General features: G+C 64.2%; 20 protein-coding genes. 5 read left to right on the top strand and 15 right to left on the bottom strand.

All coding sequences use genetic code 11. The features are described 5' to 3' along the window. Positions 1-5 precede the first annotated feature (5 nt). From murD to K3136_RS12175, 12 genes are all read right to left on the bottom strand, one after another. On the bottom strand, positions 6-1283 hold the full coding sequence (gene murD, locus K3136_RS12230; RefSeq protein ID WP_221430581.1) for a UDP-N-acetylmuramoyl-L-alanine--D-glutamate ligase: 1278 nt from the start codon (positions 1281-1283) through the stop codon (positions 6-8). Continuing rightward, the gene (mraY, locus tag K3136_RS12225; protein WP_221430580.1) at positions 1280-2350 is read right to left on the bottom strand and encodes a phospho-N-acetylmuramoyl-pentapeptide-transferase; all 1071 of its coding nucleotides are present in this window, start codon (positions 2348-2350) and stop codon (positions 1280-1282) included. The genes murD and mraY overlap by 4 nt, the downstream gene beginning before the upstream one ends. 16 nt (positions 2351-2366) lie before the next feature. Then, on the bottom strand, positions 2367-3824 hold the full coding sequence (locus K3136_RS12220) for a UDP-N-acetylmuramoyl-tripeptide--D-alanyl-D-alanine ligase (RefSeq protein ID WP_221430579.1): 1458 nt from the start codon (positions 3822-3824) through the stop codon (positions 2367-2369). After that, positions 3821-5299: a UDP-N-acetylmuramoyl-L-alanyl-D-glutamate--2,6-diaminopimelate ligase gene (locus K3136_RS12215; protein ID WP_221430578.1), complete on the bottom strand. Its 1479-nt coding sequence runs from the start codon at positions 5297-5299 to the stop codon at positions 3821-3823. The genes K3136_RS12220 and K3136_RS12215 overlap by 4 nt, the downstream gene beginning before the upstream one ends. Further along, complete coding sequence (locus tag K3136_RS12210) at positions 5286-6998, bottom strand: peptidoglycan D,D-transpeptidase FtsI family protein (protein WP_221432315.1); 1713 nt, start codon at positions 6996-6998, stop codon at positions 5286-5288. Before K3136_RS12210 ends, K3136_RS12215 begins: the two co-directional genes overlap by 14 nt. Before the next feature lie 41 nt (positions 6999-7039). Beyond that, on the bottom strand, positions 7040-7561 hold the full coding sequence (locus K3136_RS12205; RefSeq protein WP_221430577.1) for a hypothetical protein: 522 nt from the start codon (positions 7559-7561) through the stop codon (positions 7040-7042). Continuing rightward, positions 7558-8496: a 16S rRNA (cytosine(1402)-N(4))-methyltransferase RsmH gene (gene rsmH / locus K3136_RS12200; RefSeq protein ID WP_221430576.1), complete on the bottom strand. Its 939-nt coding sequence runs from the start codon at positions 8494-8496 to the stop codon at positions 7558-7560. Before rsmH ends, K3136_RS12205 begins: the two co-directional genes overlap by 4 nt. After that, positions 8493-8978, bottom strand: a complete 486-nt coding sequence (locus K3136_RS12195; protein ID WP_221430575.1) for a division/cell wall cluster transcriptional repressor MraZ — start codon at positions 8976-8978, stop codon at positions 8493-8495. Before K3136_RS12195 ends, rsmH begins: the two co-directional genes overlap by 4 nt. A gap of 361 nt (positions 8979-9339) precedes the next feature. Further along, positions 9340-10107, bottom strand: coding sequence for a GldG family protein (locus tag K3136_RS12190; RefSeq protein ID WP_247711351.1), 768 nt, complete (start codon positions 10105-10107; stop codon positions 9340-9342). Then, positions 10085-10450 (bottom strand): hypothetical protein, encoded by a 366-nt coding sequence (locus K3136_RS12185; RefSeq protein WP_221430574.1) that lies wholly within the window; start codon positions 10448-10450, stop codon positions 10085-10087. Before K3136_RS12185 ends, K3136_RS12190 begins: the two co-directional genes overlap by 23 nt. Before the next feature lie 32 nt (positions 10451-10482). Then, positions 10483-11499 (bottom strand): cysteine synthase A, encoded by a 1017-nt coding sequence (locus K3136_RS12180; RefSeq protein WP_221430573.1) that lies wholly within the window; start codon positions 11497-11499, stop codon positions 10483-10485. Positions 11500-11541: 42 nt separating this feature from the next. Next, entirely contained in the window at positions 11542-11859 is a 318-nt protein-coding gene (locus K3136_RS12175; protein ID WP_221430572.1) for a 2Fe-2S iron-sulfur cluster-binding protein, read from the bottom strand. A gap of 88 nt (positions 11860-11947) precedes the next feature. Between K3136_RS12175 and K3136_RS12170 the strand changes: the two genes are divergently transcribed. After that, positions 11948-12565, top strand: a complete 618-nt coding sequence (locus K3136_RS12170) for a DNA-3-methyladenine glycosylase family protein (RefSeq protein ID WP_221430571.1) — start codon at positions 11948-11950, stop codon at positions 12563-12565. 15 nt (positions 12566-12580) lie between these two features. Then, a complete protein-coding gene (locus K3136_RS12165; protein ID WP_221430570.1) occupies positions 12581-13387 on the top strand; it encodes an SDR family oxidoreductase in 807 nt (268 codons plus the stop codon). Between the two features lie 3 nt (positions 13388-13390). On the opposite strand, the gene K3136_RS12160 is transcribed toward K3136_RS12165, so the two are convergent. Continuing rightward, positions 13391-13681: a 4a-hydroxytetrahydrobiopterin dehydratase gene (locus K3136_RS12160; protein WP_221430569.1), complete on the bottom strand. Its 291-nt coding sequence runs from the start codon at positions 13679-13681 to the stop codon at positions 13391-13393. A 58-nt stretch (positions 13682-13739) separates the two neighbouring features. On the opposite strand from K3136_RS12160, the gene ccmA reads away from it, so the two are divergent. The 3 genes from ccmA (at position 13740) to K3136_RS12145 (ending at position 15654) form a co-directional block, all read left to right on the top strand. Beyond that, positions 13740-14318, top strand: a complete 579-nt coding sequence (gene ccmA / locus K3136_RS12155) for a heme ABC exporter ATP-binding protein CcmA (protein ID WP_221430568.1) — start codon at positions 13740-13742, stop codon at positions 14316-14318. Further along, complete coding sequence (locus K3136_RS12150; protein ID WP_221430567.1) at positions 14318-14977, top strand: heme exporter protein CcmB; 660 nt, start codon at positions 14318-14320, stop codon at positions 14975-14977. The genes ccmA and K3136_RS12150 overlap by 1 nt, the downstream gene beginning before the upstream one ends. A 95-nt stretch (positions 14978-15072) precedes the next feature. Next, positions 15073-15654, top strand: a complete 582-nt coding sequence (locus K3136_RS12145) for a DnaJ domain-containing protein (RefSeq protein WP_221430566.1) — start codon at positions 15073-15075, stop codon at positions 15652-15654. Positions 15655-15658: 4 nt separating this feature from the next. Here the strand turns inward: K3136_RS12145 and map are convergent, their stop codons facing one another. Next, on the bottom strand, positions 15659-16486 hold the full coding sequence (map, locus tag K3136_RS12140; RefSeq protein WP_221430565.1) for a type I methionyl aminopeptidase: 828 nt from the start codon (positions 16484-16486) through the stop codon (positions 15659-15661). A gap of 41 nt (positions 16487-16527) precedes the next feature. Continuing rightward, positions 16528-17346 (bottom strand): DUF3298 and DUF4163 domain-containing protein, encoded by an 819-nt coding sequence (locus K3136_RS12135; RefSeq protein ID WP_221430564.1) that lies wholly within the window; start codon positions 17344-17346, stop codon positions 16528-16530. Positions 17347-17387: the final 41 nt, after the last annotated feature.

Below are 17387 nucleotides of genomic sequence, written 5' to 3'. Positions count from 1 at the left end.
GGCGGTCACTTCAGGCCCTCCACCAGCTCGCGGAAGTGGTCACCGCGCTTTTCGAAGTCCTGGTACTGGTCGAAACTGGCGCAGGCAGGCGAGAGCAGGACGGTATCGCCCGCCTCGGCCTTTGCTGCAGCGGAGGCCACTGCGCGGTCGAGCGTTTCGCACTGCTCCAGCGGCACGCGGCCCTCAAGCTGCGCAGCGAAGTCCGGCCCGGCCTTGCCGACGGTGTAGGCGGCTTTGACGTGGCCGAGTTCGGCCTCGCACTCGCCCAGCCCCGGCTCCTTGGCGAGTCCGCCGAGGATCCAGTGAATATTCTCGAATGCCGCCAGCGCGGGCGCGGAGGCTGCCGTGTTGGTGCCCTTGCTGTCGTTTACGTAGGCGACGCCGGAGATGTCTGCGACCCGCTCCATGCGGTGGGGGAGGCCACCGTAAGTGCGAAGACCCTCCTCGATCTGCTCGACCGATAGCCCCAACCAGGCACAGGCAGACATTGCCGCTCCAGCATTCTCGGCATTGTGCGGCCCCGAAAGCGACGGCCAATCCGCCTGCGCCTCTGTGTCGGCAGCCATGATGCCGTTGAAACCAGCCTTGCCCGAATGGATCACGCCGGAAGCGAATGCCGGCCAGTTCACGAGCGCGTAGCTCTCCTGCCCTTGCATATCGAGCAGGCGATTCTTGCTCGCCGCATATTTCGCGAAATCCCCATCATACCGGTCCAGGTGATCCGGCGTGATGTTCAGCAGCACCGCCACATCGCAGTCGAGCGAATAGGTCAGATCGATCTGGTAGCTCGACAGCTCCAGCACATAGACCCCGCCTTCCGGCAGCGGCTCCTGCTCCAAAATCGGCAGGCCGATGTTGCCGCCCATGGTGGTGGGCACGCCTGCGGTCTTGAAGATGTGGTGGACCAGCGCGGTGGTGGTCGACTTGCCGTTGGTGCCGGTAATGCCGACGACCTTGTGCGGGGGCAGGTCCGCCCTTGCCTGCGCGAAGAGTTCGATATCGCCGATCACCGGCACGCCGAAGCTATCGGCATGCGGCTTGATCGGGTGGGTGTTGAGCGGGACGCCGGGGCTGACCACCACGCCTGCATAGCCGGTGAGGTCCGCCTCCAGCGGATCGCCGATGGCGCAGCGCCCGCTATAGGGCTCGCGCGCCTCGGCACGGTCGTCCCACACCAGCACGTCGGCACCGGCAGCCAGCAGCGCCTCGACCGTCGCCCGGCCGGACCGCGCGAGGCCGAGCACCGCGTATTTCTTGTCCTTCCAGGCGGGCGAGGTGATCATCTGAGCTTGAGCGTTGCCAGTCCCAGAAGTGCGAGCACGATGGCGACGATCCAGAACCGGATCACGACCTTGCTCTCGGACCAGCCGAGCTGCTCGAAATGGTGGTGGATGGGGGCCATGCGGAAAACCCGCTTGCCCGTGCGCTTGAACCAGAAGACCTGGATGATGACCGAGAGCGCCTCGAACACGAAGAGCCCGCCGACGATGGCCAGGACGACCTCGTGATGCGTCGCCACGGCAATTGCGCCCAGTGCGCCGCCAAGGGCCAGCGAACCCGTGTCACCCATGAAAACGGCAGCGGGCGGCGCGTTGAACCACAGGAAGGCAAGCCCCGCCCCCATGATCGCTGCGCACAGGATCGCCAGCTCGCCAGCGCCCGGCACATACGGGATGCCGAGATATTCGGAATAGTCCACGCGGCCCACGAGATAGGCGATGACCGCAAAGGTACCCGCCGCGATGATCACCGGCATGGTGGCAAGGCCATCGAGCCCATCGGTCAGGTTCACCGCATTGCCTGCACCCACGATCACGAAGGCGGCAAATACGAAATAGAGCGGCCCCAGCTCGATGCCGAAGTCGTTGACGAAGGGGACATAGAGGAAGGTATTGATCTGGCTGACGATCAGGTAGCTCGCCACGCCCGCCACGAGGAATTCGAAGAGCAGGCGTACCCTGCCCGAAACGCCTTTGTGGCTGGCCTTGGTGACCTTGTCGTAATCATCGAGAAAACCGATCAGGCCGAAACCGCCGGTCACCGCAAGGCATGCCCAGACGAAGGGATTGGACAAGTCCATCCACAGCAGCATCGACAGCGTCAGGCTGATGAGGATCATCAAGCCGCCCATTGTCGGGGTCCCGACCTTGGCGAGATGCGTCTGCGGGCCGTCTTCGCGGATCGGCTGGCCCTTGCCCTGCCGCACGCGAAGCATGTCGATGAAGCGCGGCCCGATCAGCAGGCCGATCAGCAACGCCGTGAGCAGCGTCGCTCCTGCGCGCGCCGTCTGGTAGCGCACGAGGTTGAAGAGACCTTCGAAGTTGAAATACTCTGCGAGGAGGTACAGCATCGGGGCGCAGCGGCTCCTAGGTAAAGTGGTCCACGAGCTTGCCGAGGCCGACCGAATTGGAACCTTTGACGAGCACGGCGTCGCCGGCGACGATACCGAATTCCTCGATCAGCTCGATAGCCTCGTCGGCCGAATTGCAATGCTCCCACTCGAGCGGCTTGCCAAGCGAGTTGAAGGCCGGTTTCCCCAGTTCACGGGCGAGCGAGCGCATCTCGTCGCCCACCAGCAACGCATAGTCGACATCGGCCGCGATAAGGGGTTCGGAAAGCTGTCCGTGGAACTTGTCGGCGAAGTCGCCCAGCTCCTTCATCGAACCCAGTACGGCGATACGGCGGGTCGATGGCGTCTGGCCCAGCTGCGCAAGCGTTGCGCGCATGCTGGCAGGGTTGGCGTTGTAGCTTTCGTCGATCAGCAGGGCCTTGCCGCCCGGCACGTCGATGCCGTGGCGCGCGCCGCGACCCTTCAGGCCGCCCATTTCGGCCAGCGCGAGGCCCGCTGCTGCAAGATCGCCCCGGGCAGCACGTACTGTCGCCATGACGGCGAGCGAATTGGTGACCCAGTGGTCGCCCGGCTCGGCGACGGTGTAACACAAGCGCCCTTCGGGAAATTCGCAAGTGACGAGGCTGCCGCCATTGGCGCTGGGAATTGCGTCGAGGAGGCGCATGTCCGCATGGCGCGCGCGGCCGAAGCTCACGACCTTTGCGCCGAGCCTTTCGGCGGCGTTGCGAAGCTGCTCGTAATATTCGCTGTCGGCCGGGATGACGGCGGTGCCGCCCGGTTCTAGACCGGCGAAAATTTCCGCCTTGGCGTCGGCAATAGCCTCCATCGAGCCAAGGTTTTCGATATGCGCGGGCGCGATGGTCGTGATGACAGCGACATGCGGGCGGACCTGCGTGGTCAGGCCTTCGATCTCGCCGGCATGGTTCATGCCCATTTCGAAAATGCCGAAACGGCTACGAGCCGGCATGCGCGCAAGGCTGAGCGGTACGCCGACGTGGTTATTGTAGCTGCGCGTCGAGCGATGGGCAGCGCCGCGGCTGGCGCGTTCGAGCGCCGCGAAGATCGCTTCCTTGACGCCCGTCTTGCCGACCGAACCCGTTACCCCGATGATCGTGGCGTCGGTGCGGGCACGCGATGCTGCGGCGAGCTTGCGCAGCGCCTCGGTGGTGTCGTCGACGAGGATGTGCGGGTAATCGACCGGTCGATCGACGATTGCGGCACTCGCACCGTTTTCGAATGCCTTGTCGAGGAAGCGGTGGCCGTCCATCGCTTCGCCCTTGAGCGCCACGAAGAGATCACCGTTCACGACATCGCGGCTGTCCATTTCCACGCCGGAGACCTGGAAATCGCCGCTGGCCGCTCCCCCGACCGCCTCGGCAATGCTTTGTGCGCCCCAAAGGGTGAGCGGCAGGCGGTCGCGCGGATCGGCAGGCCATTCGAGATAGGCAGGATGGCGCAGTATGGCGGCGCTCATGCATCACCTCGGGCAATTTGCGCCGCGCATTCGCGTGCGACTTCCACGTCGTCGAAGGGGTGCACCCGCATGTTCTCTCCCGATCCGATGATCTGACCCGTTTCATGGCCCTTGCCAGCGACGAGGACGATGTCGTCCCTGCCCGCTTCGGCAATGGCTGCATGGATTGCTTCGCGACGGCCCGCTACCTCGCGCGCATCGCCCGCGCCTTCAAGCACCTGGCGACGGATTTCCGCAGCATCTTCGCCGCGGGGGTTGTCGTCCGTGACAATGACGAGATCGCTGGCCTTGGCAGCAGCCTCGCCCATCGGCGCGCGCTTGCCGTGGTCACGGTCGCCGCCAGCCCCGAATACGGTGATGAGGCGGCCGGTTACGTGGGGTCGCAGTGCTGCGATAGCTGCCTCGATTGCATCGGGCGTGTGGGCATAATCGACGTAGACCGGCGCACCGCTGGGCGCGATGACCGCACGCTCGAGACGGCCGCGAACCGGCTGGAGCCGTGCTACCGCATCCCAGACGCGGCTCGCGTCAATACCCGATGCAAGAGCCAGCCCGGCCGAAACAAGCGCATTCGAAACCTGGTAGGCACCGATCAGGGGCAGGTTGATGGTGCGTTCTGTCCCCGCGTGCTCGACCGTCAGCGACTGGCCGAGCTGCGTCGGCTCGCGGCGGGTCAGGCGAATATCCTCGCCCTGCTCGCCCACGGTCATGATCTTGAGGCCGCGCTTTTGTGCGTGGTCGACAACGCGGGCATTCCACCCACTGTCCCCTGCACCCATCCAGACGACCGCCGTCGCATCGTCCGAGACCACCTCGTCGAAGAGGCGCATCTTGGCCGCGAAATAGTCTTCCATGTCAGCATGGTAGTCGAGGTGGTCGCGGCTGAAATTGGTGAAGCCTGCCGCTTCAACGGGAATGCCCTCGTTGCGGTATTGCGACAGCCCGTGGCTGGAGGCTTCGTATGCGACATGGGTCACGCCTTCGCGCGCAAGGCCGCTCATGTTCGACAGGAAGGTGACGATATCGGGGGTGGTGAGCCCGGTGGACACGCTTTCGTCAGGTGTTGTGACGCCGAGCGTCCCGATGCTCGCTGCACGCTCGCCCGACATGCGCCAGATCTGGCGGGTCATCTCGACGCAGGAGGTCTTCCCATTGGTACCGGTGACGGCGACGATGTGGTCGGGCACGGGCGTAAAGAACTGCGCGGCGAGGTCGGCAAACGTCTTGCGCGGCGTGTCGCTCGCGATGTGGATCGCGCCTTCGACTTTCGCCTCTGCGCGCGCGACGACGGCCACGGCGCCTGCTTCGATGGCGGCGGGAATGAAGTCCTCGCCATTGACCTGAGTGCCCTGGAAGGCGCCGAACACGGTGCCGGGCGCAACCTTGCGATTGTCGATGGCAAAGCCGGTGACATTGGTATCGCCGCTACCGGGACATTCCATGCCGGCCTGCACGCAGAGCTTACTCAGCTTCATCCTGCGCCTCCGGGATCAGGGGAGTGATTGCGGAAATATCGATATCTCGCTTGTCGTCGGGGCGCACGCCGATCAGCGGGCCGATGCGCGGGACCAGGCGGCCGACGATCGGCGCCGCGTTCCATGCCGCGGTGCGCTGGTAGGAGCTTGCAAGGGTTCCGCGCGGTTCGTCGAGCATCGCGATCACAACGTAGCGCGGGCGGTCCATCGGGAAGGCCGCGGCAAAGGTCGAAACCAGTGCGGTCTTACGATAGCCTGCCTTGCCCCCCGGCTTTTCCGCCGATCCGGTCTTGCCGCCCACGCGGTAGCCCGGAGCATCGGCATTGCGGCCAGTGCCATAGACCGCGATGGCGCGCATCATCTGGCGCATGCGGCTGGACGTCGATGCCTTGAACACGCGGCGACCCTTGGGCGCTTCGCCCGGACCCAGCTTCTTGAGCGTTGCCGGACGGTAGACACCGCCATTGACCATCGCAGCATAGGCGCTGGCGAGGTGCAGCGGGGTAACCGCAATCGAGTGGCCGAAGCCGACCGTCATATTGGTGAGACGCGGCCATTTGTCGCCCGGCCAGAGGGGGAAGCCGCGGGCAGGAATTTCGATTTCCGGGCGAGCGTTCATACCCAGATCTATCATGTAGCGGCGCAGTCGTTCCGCACCCAGTTCGTCGGCGATCCGCGCGCTTGTCGTGTTGGATGAATGGATCAGCGTTTCGACGGCATTGAGGGTGGGGCCCATCTCGTGACTGTCACGGATCGTGAAACGCCCGACCGTAACCGGCGAAGCGTCGAAACGGCGACCGAGATCACGCAGCATGCCGCTGTCGATTGCGGCGGCCACGGTCAGCGGCTTGAAGGTCGAACCAAGCTCGTAAACCTGGTTGGTCACCCGGTTGAACATGAGCTTCTGGCCTTCCTCGTCGATCTTGTTTGGATCGAATTCGGGAAGGCTGGCAAGCGCGATGACTTCGCCGGTGTCGACATCGAGCACGATGCCCGCAGCGCCCTGTGCGCGGGTCAGCTTCATGCCGCGGCGCAGTTCGTCCTCGAGCGCGCCCTGGACACGCACGTCGATCGACAGCGCCACCGGCGTGCCGCGCGTCAGGGGATCGGACAGGTGCTTGTCGAAGACCTGTTCCATGCCGACGCGGCCCTTGCCGTCGGCACCGACATAGCCGAGCACGTGCGCCGCCATGGCTCCCTGCGGATAGTGGCGGTCTTCTTCGGTCGGCATTTCGAGCGCAAGTTCGCCCAATTCATGGACGCGGTTCGCTTCTTCGGGAAGCAGGCGCTTGCGGATATAGCCGGACTTGCCGCTGGCAAGCTGCGCAGCGACCTTCTTTTCATCGAGGTCGGGGAAGATTTCGGCAAGCTTTGCGGCCACGTCCTCGGGCTTTCCGACCAGCGGTGCCTCGTCCTCGCCCATCGCTTTGGGGTTGAACCAGAGCGCATAGGCCGGGAAGGCACGCGCCATGGGCACGCCGTTACGGTCGACGATCTGGCCGCGCGAGGGAAGCAGCGCATCTTCGAGCGAGGTCGCGCGGGCGCCCTCGCCACCGATACCGAGATAGGTGATGCGCGACAGCGCAAGCAGCGCCACGAAGGCGAAGGCCGCGGCAATCCAGAGAACGCGCCAGCGCGCCAAGTCGAGCGATTGCTGGCGTACCGTCACGAGCTGCACCCGCCCGCTCGCCATCGCCATGCTCACCGCTCCCGGGCCACCATGGAGAGCGGAAAATGCGTTCACTGCGCGACCTCCGCTGCGGCGACAGAGACGCTGGCAGGCTGGCCGAGCCGCTGGGCAAGGCTGGAAGCAATCCGGCGCGACGGATCGGCTGCCCGCGATTTCACCATGCGGACCGGCTCGGCTTCATCATTGCCCAGCCAGTCCTCGAACAGGCCTTCTTCTTCGATGGGGCCGCTATCGGCCATTGCGACACGAATGGGCTGTGGAGCACCGATGCCGCGCGGCGTTCCGAGCGCGGCAAGCTGGCGTTCCTGTTCGAGGTACTGGTCGGCGCGCGGTGCGGAATAGCCGAACTCGACCCGGTTCCAGTCAGCAAGCTGGTGCTGGTTGGCGCGGGTCTGGAATTCGGTTTCCAGCATCTGCTTGGACAGTTCGGCGGCAATGATCTTGCGTTCGACGATGCGCACGTCGCTCTTCACCGCGTTGACCTTGAAAGTCAGCGCGAGGAAACCAGCGACGCAGACTGCAAGCAGGGCAAGCCAGCCGATCTGGCGGAGGCGCGAGGTATGGGTCATCATGCCGCCTCCCTTGCAGGTGTCGCAGTGCGGACCGCGTGGCGAAGCACCGAGGAACGGGCACGCGGATTACGCGCAATTTCCGCCTCGCCCGGCTTGATCGCCTTGGAAACTCCCGAAAAGACCGGATCGACCTGCGCCACCAAAGGGACATGACGCGAGGCGCTCGGGGTTGAGGATGCCTCGCGCAGGAAGCGCTTGACGATCCGGTCTTCGAGGCTGTGGAAGCTGACCACCGCAAGGCGGCCCCCTTCGCGCAGCAGGTGTTCGGCAGCCGACAGCCCCTGGGACAGTTCGTCGAGCTCGCCGTTCACGTGAATTCTGATGGCCTGGAATGTGCGCGTGGCCGGGTCCTTCTTGTCGGTCGGCTTGTACCCCAGCGCCTTGCGCACGACGCGCGCCAGTTCGCCTGTCGTCGCCAGCGGGCGCGCGGCGACGATCGCGCGCGCAACGCGGCGAGACTGACGCTCTTCGCCATACTGGTAGATCACGTCGGCAATCGTGCCTTCCTCGGCGGTGTTGAGGAAATCGGCAGCGCTTTCACCTTCTTGGCTCATGCGCATGTCGAGCGGGCCGTCCGACGAGAAGGCGAAGCCGCGTTCGGCCTGGTCCAGCTGCATCGACGACACGCCGATATCCATCACGACGCCGTCCACGCTTTCGACCCCCGCATCACGCATGACCTCCAGCATTTCGGAGAAGCGGTGCGGGTGGAGGATCAGGCGGGGCGGATTTTCCTCCGTCTTCCGCCAGGTGCGACCCGAGGCAATAGCGTCGGGATCCCGGTCGAAGGCATGCACAGTCGCGCCGCGCTCTAGCAGCGCGCGGGTGTAGCCGCCCGCGCCGAATGTCGCGTCGATCAGCACGTCGCCCGGCTGCGGGTCGAGCGCCTCGATCACCTCGTCGAGGAGGACGGGGATGTGGGGTGCTTCGCTCATTTGCCCTTCGCCTTCGCTTCGGCGAGGAAGCTTTCGCAGGCAGCCTTGGCGCTTGCCCAGTCGTCGCCCATTTCGGCCAGCTGCGCAGGGTTCCACAGGGTGAAGAAGCGGCCACCGCCCTGGAAGTAGAGGCCATCCTCGATCCTGCCGAGCTGGCGCAGGTGTTCGGGCATGACGAAACGGCCACTGTCGTCGAAGGGCATTTCGACGAAGCCGAAAAGCTGGCTGGCACGGGTATCGCGGTCGAAATCGCGCCCGACCTTGTAGGCGAGTTCTTCCTCGCGATCGAGCTGGGCGTCGAGTTCGGTCTTGCGGCTGAGGCCGAAGCCGGTGAGGCAGTTCCAGGTGGGGTGCTTCATCAGGCAGAGCACGCGGCCATCGGAGCTTTCCTTGACGGCCTTGCGGAACAGCGGCGGAAGCACAAAGCGGCCCTTATCGCCTGCAGGCGAATAGGCTTGACCGCTGTACCCTCCGAATTGCACTGCCCTGTCCCCAGCTGGCGTTTATCGTTCTCCTCACCAGACAAGCCTCCCCCGTCCGCAAAAGCACGAGCTTCCGCGGCTCGCATCGCCGATGGCGGTGCGCGCAAAGACAATGGCATGTCCGATGTCTGGATGATTTATCGCGGGAAGCGCGGGGATGGAAGGGAAAATTGCGGGATTTTACGGGAATTGTCCGCAAATCATTGTTTTAACTCGTGAAATATACTTCAATGATCTGTGGATTGGTTACCGAATAGCTAACGCAACCCTCGGAAAACTACCGGGAATCGGGCGCCATCCCGCACAATCCCCGTGCGAGTCCCGCAAAATCCCCGACCGAGTCCCGGGGAATGCGATCAGGTCATTCGGAAAGTACTTCCCCGACCAGCGCGTCCAGCACTTCGCGCCTTTGCGGACTGTCGAAATGATCGTCGACCAGCGCCGCGTCCGCGACCAGCGTCACCTGGCCCGTGCCCCGCTTGCATCGCGCAACGAGTCCGCCGTCGCTCAGCGTGCAGTCCGCCTGCGCATCCTTCCCGGCAAGCGCGAACGCGCCAGCCAGATCCACGGGGATCTCGCCGTCGCCGAAGCCGACGAGGCGTTCGCCCGCGGGCTGGCCATCGTCGAAGCGCAGTTCGAGACCCCATCGCGCAAACAGCGGCGACATCACGACCATGTCGTGCGGTCGGCGAGGATCGCCAAGCGCGTAGTCGCTGTGCTGGGTAAGAAGGGGATCGGCGAAGACCAGCGCGCGCCCGCCTTCGCGCAGCCAGCTGTCGAAGGCTACATTCTCCGACGGCGCCAGTGGTCGCGGCTGCGCAAGGACGACATGGCCCAGGCCTTCGAGCGCCTCCGCTTCAAGCGTATCGAGCGGAACGAGAGTAGCGCGCTGCTCGAGAACCGGGCGCACCCAGCCCGGCTCGCTCGCGCCGCTCAACATCGCGCCGATCTCCGCTCCCTCGCCCCAGTAGATCGGGAGCGTGGTGAACAGGCCGAGGTTCACGGTTTCGGCGGTTTCCTGACCCGTCGCACCCGGCTCGACCTGGCTGTCCGCAGAGGTTCCTCCGCATGCAGCAAGGCACAGGGCCAGTAGCGGGACGAGCGCCTTACTCAGGCGGCGTGGCTGCATCGGAGGAACCCTGTTCCGGCACGACTGCAGGCGATTGCGTCGGTGTAGGCGTCGGTTGTGCAGGCAAGTCGGGGACCACGCCCGCTTCCACGAGCGGATCGTTCTGGACCGGCGCGGCACTGGGTTCGGTCGTGGGCGCTGCGGCAGGAACCGACGAGGCATCCACTTCGCGGGTCCGGTCCTGGATGAGGCTGGCAAGGCCGACCAGCAGGATCATGAGCACGACGCCGCCCACACCCACCTGCAGGCGCTGCATGGCCTGCGCGCGCGTACCGCCGAGCGGCACTTCGGAAAATTCCGTCACGCGCGGCTTGTCGCGGGTAAGGTCGAATGAACGTGGCATGCCGGGAATCTTGGGCATTGCCGGAGCGCTCGTCAATCGCTGTCTTTGAGCCAGTCGAAGACCGGCAGGTTCTTCGAGCGGAGCCAGTCAGCATTGTAGAGCGTCGACAGGTAACGGAAGCCGGTATCGCACAGTATTGTGACGACGCGCGGGTTCTCGCGCCCTTCGGCGACCAGTTGCTTGCCCAGTTCGACCGCGCCGGCGACGTTGATGCCGCTCGACAGGCCGAGGCAAAGCCCCTCTTCGCGCAGCAATCGTGCGACCCAGCCGAGGCCTTCCTCGTCCGAGATACGGAACTGCGTATCGATCGGCGCGCCCTCGAGATTGCCGGTAATGCGGCCCTGTCCGATGCCTTCTGCGACCGAAGAGCCCTCGCCCTTCAGCTCGCCATTGGCGTAATAATTGTAGAGCGCTGCCCCATGCGGATCGGTCAGCGCGATCACGACATTCTCGTCGAATTCCTTGAGGCCCATGCCGACACCGGCAATGGTGCCACCCGTACCGGCCGCGCAGGTAAAGCCGTCGATCCGGCCTTCGGTCTGCTCCCAGATTTCCTTAGCCGTGCCTTCGATATGCGCCTTGCGGTTGGCGGTGTTATCGAACTGGCCCGCCCAGATCGCGCCCTCGGTCTCCTCCGCCATGCGGCGCGAGACGTGCTGGAAATGGTTGGGATCGGCATATTTGGTCGGCGGAACCGTTACCAGTTCCGCGCCGAGGGCACGCAGGGTCGCCATTTTCTCGCTCGACTGGTTGTCGGGCATGACGATGATCGTCTTGTAGCCGAGCGCATTGGCGACCAGGGCGATACCGATGCCGGTATTGCCCGCGGTGCCTTCCACCACGCAGCCGCCTTCTTTCAGCTCACCGCGCGCCTCTGCATCGCGGATGATATAGAGCGCGGCGCGGTCCTTCACCGAGGCGCCGGGGTTGGCAAATTCGCACTTGCCGTAAATGTCGCAGCCGGCCTCCTTGCTGGGGCCTTCGAGCCGCACCAGCGGAGTATTGCCGATAAGGTCGAGCGTACGCTCGTGAACGGGAATTTGTGTCATGCTGGCCGAGGTAGGCGCGGGTGCCGCCTCACGCAAACAAGATCAATCTTCTGGCGCGATAGTAACCTTGAGGCCGTCGAGATCCGCGGTGAAGGGGATCTGGCACGACAGGCGCGAAGTTTCGACGCGGTGATCGCTGCTTTCCAGCAGGTCGTCCTCGTCTTCGCTCATTTCCGGAAGCTTGCCGGTGAACTCGCTATCGACATGCACGTGGCAGGTCGCGCAGCTGCAGCAACCGCCGCACAGCGCCAGCAATTCGTCGAAACCGTTGTCGCGAATGGCTTCCATCACGGTGAGGCCGTCTTCGACCTGGATTTCGGAAGTTTCGCCTTCACGTGTGGTGACGATCAGCTTGGGCATCGATGCATTCCTGTGTTGCGTCGCCCGCCACGCGGGCCGTATGCGAAGGGCTGCTATTCAAAGCGAAGCGGGAAGGCAAGCTCTACTCATGGGTCTCACGACTGCGCAGATACGCGAACATCTCGATGCCGTGGCGGCGGAAGACCGCGTGGTGGCAGGCGCGATCGAACGCGTCGGCTACCCCGAAGAACGCATCCGCCCGACCGGCTATCGCACCTTGCTGCGCACCATCGTGGGCCAGCAGGTGAGCGTGGCGGCCGCTGCTTCTGTCTGGAACAAGCTGGAAGCCGAACTGGGCGAGGACATGCATGCGCATGAATTGCTCGCGCGCGATTTCGACACGCTGCGCGCCTGCGGACTGTCGCGGCAGAAACAGGGCTATGCCCGCAGCTTGTGCGAGCTGGTGGCGGGCGGCGAGCTGGATCTCGAAAGCCTGCCCGAAGATGACGAGGAAGCCATCGCGCAGCTCACGCGGATCAAGGGGATCGGCCGCTGGTCGGCGGAAATCTACCTGCTGTTCGCAGAAGGCCGGCAGGATATCTGGCCTGCGGGCGACCTCGCCGTGCAGGCAGCATGCGGCAAACTGCTCGACCTGCCGGAAAGGCCGAGCGAAAAGGATACTCGGGCGCTGGCGGAAAAGTGGAAGCCCTATCGCGGGGCCATGGCCATCTTCACCTGGCATGCCTATGCCGACCCTGCGCTCTGAATTGGGAGAGAATTGGTGAGCACACGCAAGGCTATCTTCATCACCGGCGGTGCCTCGGGCATCGGCCGGGCAATCGCGCTCTATTTCGGCCAGCGTGACTGGTTCGTCGGGCTGGGCGATGTCGACACTTTCGGCATGGAAGTGACGATGGACATGATCGGCCACGGCTTCGTGTTCCAGCACAAGTTCGACGTGCGCGACCGCGCCGCTTGGGACGAAGCGCTGGAAAGCTTCTCCACCGCCACCGGCGGCAGGATCGACGTGCTCGCCAACAATGCGGGCATCCCTCTCGGCGGCGCGCTGGAAGAGAACAGCGTCGAGGAAATCGAGCGCTGCCTCGATATCAATTTGAAGGGCGTGCTGTTCGGCGCGCAGGCCGCCTACCCCTACCTCAAGAAGACTGCTCCCGGGTCATGCTTGCTGAACACGGCCAGTGCAGCGGGCGTCTATGGCACACCTGGCGCCAGCGTCTATTCGGCAACCAAGTTTGGCGTGCGGGCGATCACCGAAAGCCTCGATGGCGAGTGGGCGGAAGACGGCATCAAGGTCCGCTCGATCATGCCCAGCTTCATCGACACGCCGCTGCTCGACCACAATCCCAACGCCAAGAGCAACGAGGACATCCGCAGCCGCGTGACGGAGGCCGGCCTCGAGATCACGCCGGTCGAGGAAGTTGCCAAGGCTGCATGGGATGCGGTGCATGGCGAGAAGCTGCATACGCTCGTCGGCAAGACCGCGAGGCAACTTGCCTTCGGTGCGCGCTGGATGCCGGGCCGTGTCCGCAAGCAAACTCGCGAATCCGCTCGCCCGCTCGGGAAATAGAGCCTAGACCAGCTTGTCGATCTTCTTGGCCATGTTGACGTCGCGCAGCGACAGCCCGCCGGCGTCATGCGTTGTCAGCGTGATCTCGACCTTGTTGTAGACGTTGAACCATTCGGGATGGTGGTCGCGTTTCTCCGCGATGATCGCAATGCGGGTCATGAAGGCGAAGGCTTCGGCGAAATCGGCGAATTCGAACGTGCGCTCGATCGCCTTGCCTTCACGCGAGAGCGACCATTCGGGCAGTGCGCGCATCCAGGTATCGCGTTCCTCTGCGGTCAGTTCCTCTACAGGCATGCTTCGCGACTCCTCTCTTGCTTGTGGCACGAGAGCCTTTTGCCTAACGCTGCCCGCCATGCAAGCGCAGCTCATCGCAAACGACATTGCCTGCCGACGCGGCGACCGGCTGCTTTTCAAGGGGCTGACGCTTGCCTGCGAGGCAGGCGATGCCGTCCATGTCGCGGGGGCAAACGGTGTGGGCAAGTCCAGCCTGCTGCGGATACTTGCCGGATTGCTGCGTCCTTTTGCGGGCAAGGTCGAGGCATCGGGAGCGATCGGGCTCGTCGACGAGCGGCTGGCGCTCGATCCGAACCAGCCGCTGGGAAAGGCCCTCGGCTTCTGGGAGCAGCTCGACAGCGCGGACCGGCCGGGCCGCGTCCACGACCTGCTCCAGGTCGAGGCATTGCTGGACGTGCCTGTGCGGTTTCTCTCCACCGGCCAGAAGAAGCGCGCCGCGCTGGCCCGCCTGATCAATAGCTGTTGCCCGATCTGGTTGCTGGACGAGCCCCTCAACGGGCTCGACACAGAGGCACAAGGGACTGTCGAAAGGCTGGTAGCCGAGCATTGTGCGAGCGGCGGCATTGCCGTGGTCGCCTCGCACCAGCAGATATTCCTGCCCGGTGCCCGGACCGTGTCGATCGGGGACTTCGTCTGATGCGTGTTCTCCTGACCCTGCTGCGCCGCGATCTCGGCCTGTTGACGCCCGGTGGCAGCGGCGGGAGCGGAGTCTTGCCGCTGCTATTCTTCCTCGCCGTGGCGATGCTCTATCCCTTCGCCGTCGGACCGGACGCAGCGCTGCTCGCGCGGACCGGAGGCGGCGTGATCTGGGTGGCGGCTTTGCTGGCAGCTATCCTGCCGCTCGAACGTCTCGTGACCGGCGATCTCGAAGCGGGCGTCTTCGACCAGCTCCATCTGCGCGGCGTATCAGAAGAACTTGCGATGGTGGTGCGGCTGATCGCGCACTGGCTGGCCTTCGCGCCGCTACTCCTTGTCGCGACGCTGCCCGCCGCCGCCCTGCTCGGACTGTCTGGCGAGACTACGCATACCGTCCTGCTAGGCCTCCTTGCGGGCACCCCCGGACTCGCGGCGGTCGGTCTCGCAGTCGGCGCGCTCACGGCTTCCCTGCGTGGGGGAGCGGCGCTGGCCGGTCTGATGGTGATCCCCTTGGCCGTCCCCATCCTGATATTCGGCGCAGGCGCCTTGTCGCGGCCGGACAGCAGCGGAATACTCCTGACTGCCGCAATCAGCCTTGCCCTGTGCGCCCTCGCCCCGCTTGCTGCCGCAGCCGCGCTCAGGGCGGCAAGGGAAAGCTGACCTGCGTATTACTGACACAATAGCCCTTTTGGGAAAGTGACAGCTGCGATCTATTTGAGTATTAGACGCGAACAGGCACCGCTACGGGGGCAACGGTGGAAGACGACGAAGATTTTGTAGACCTCTACGCAATGCTGCAGGTCGATCCGTTCTGCGAACGCTCGATCGTGGAAAAGGCCTATCGTCATTTCGCGCAGCTTTATCATCCGGATCATTCGGACACGGCGGACGTCGACAAGTTCCAAGAAGTCACGCGCGCCTACAAGGTCCTCAAGGACGCCCGCAAACGCGCCGATTACGACCGTGCCTATGCTGCCGAGAAGGGTATCGATCCCGCCAAGCCGCAGCCGCGCGACGATATTGTCATCGACGGTTCGACCGCGGTCGAGGATGCAGAAATCCATGAAAAGCTGCTGCTGGCACTATACAAGCGCCGCCGCGAGAAGGCGGGCCAGCCGGGGGTGATGCCCTACCACATCCAGAACGACCTCGACTGTTCGGACGAGAGTTTCGACTTCCACATCTGGTACCTGAAGTCGAAGGGCTTCATCGAAATCACGCAGGAAAGCGAGCTCGCGATCACCATCGAAGGCGTCGACCACGTCATCTCGAGCAGCCGCGCCGAGGCCAAGGAAAAGCTGTTCCTTGAGCAGTCGACGCGGGACGAACCCGAATAGACGCTTAGTAGGGCGGCTGGTGCAAGCCCTTGGGGCTGGTGGTGAAGATTTCCACGCCGTCTTCGGTAATACCGATCGAATGTTCGAACTGCGCCGAGAGCGACTTGTCGCGCGTCACCGCAGTCCAGCCGTCGCGCAGCATTTTCGCATGCGGGCGGCCGAGATTGATCATCGGTTCGATGGTGAAGAACATGCCCGGCTTCAGCAGCGGGCCGGTGCCCTTGCGGCCGGTGTGGATCACCTCCGGTGCATCGTGGAACAGGCGGCCGAGGCCGTGGCCGCAGAATTCCTGCACCACGCCATAGCGGTGCGACTTTGCATGCGCTTCGATCACCGCACCGATATCGCCGAGACGCGCACCCGGCTGGCTGGCGGCCTCGATGCCGAGCATGAGGCATTCGTAGGTCACGTCGACCAGCTTGCGGGCCTTGAGCGCAGGCTCACCGGCAAAATACATGCGGCTCGTATCGCCGTGCCAGCCGTCGACAAGCGGGGTCACGTCGATATTGACAATATCGCCGTCCTTCAGGGCCTTCTCGCCCGGAATACCGTGGCAGATGACATGATTGATCGAGGTGCAGCAGCTGTGCGCATAGCCGCGATAGCCCATCGTTGCCGGAACGGCGCCCGCATCGAGCATCATGCCGCGAACCTTGTCGTCGATCTCGCCGGTGGTCACACCCGGCGCGACGAAACCGGTGAGCTCGTCGAGGATCTCTGCTGCAAGGCGTCCAGCCTTGCGCATGCCCTCGAAACCTTCCGGCCCGTGGAGCTTGATGGTTCCGTCTCGATAGACGGTCTGTTCGCTGTCGATTACCTGATATTCGGTCATGCGCGTCCATGTAGCGATGCTGCGCGCGAATTGCGAGAGCGTCAGCGTTTCACCCTGAAAGCGCTGGCATATTCCGGCTTCACGGCATCGATTACCGAAGCGGTGACCGGGAAATTGAGCTCGTAGTCGCCCTCGGCATAGGGGCCTGCAACATAGGGCCCGAAATAGACGCCGATCCGGTCGAACGTCTGGCCATTCGAAGAACCGATCAGGACGCTCGCTTCGTCGAGCCCGGGGCAATCGTTGAACAGATCGCCCGAAGCGCGATCGATCTTGATACCGCGCTTCGCTTCGCGTGCACGGTCGAGCGCGTTGCACAGCCTCGCGCCAAGAGCGTTCTCCAGGGCGACGGGCGATGTGAACAGGTCGATCCCCGCGACGCTGGTCCCTGCCTGTTTGTCCCAGACGAGCGACTGCTTGGTGTAATTGCCATGGGCGCCGCCGGTATATTCATAGATGTCTGCCGAAAGACTCAGCCAGTCGGGGAGGTCGGCCACGACTTGCCATTCCTTTTCATACCCGCGCGCCTTGCAGCTCACGCAGTCGCCTGGAAAGTCGACCAGCGACTGCTCCCACTCCTTCTTTTGCGAAGCGAGCGCTGCGTCGCGTTCCTTTTCGAACTGTGCCGCGAGGGCAGGCTGCGCATTGACCGCCGCGGGCCAGCTATAGGCGAATTCGCGCGTGCCGCCGCTGCGTTTCTCATCATCGTCTAAAGTGACTGCGTCGGGCGACGGCTCGGGCGGGGTCGGTGGGGCGGGCGGAGTCTCGGCCACCGGTGGATCGACCGCGCCTTCGTCTGCCTGTTCGGAACATCCTGCGCTCGACAGGGCGAGCGAAATCAGGAACAGGGGCGCACGCATCGAATTACCTTCGCAAGACCTACTTCGTATTCAAGGGACAT

It is taken from the genome of Qipengyuania gelatinilytica (assembly GCF_019711315.1).
Taxonomy (GTDB): domain Bacteria; phylum Pseudomonadota; class Alphaproteobacteria; order Sphingomonadales; family Sphingomonadaceae; genus Qipengyuania; species Qipengyuania gelatinilytica.
Note: the sequence above shows the minus strand (reverse complement) of the source record. Positions and strands in the feature narration are given on the sequence as shown.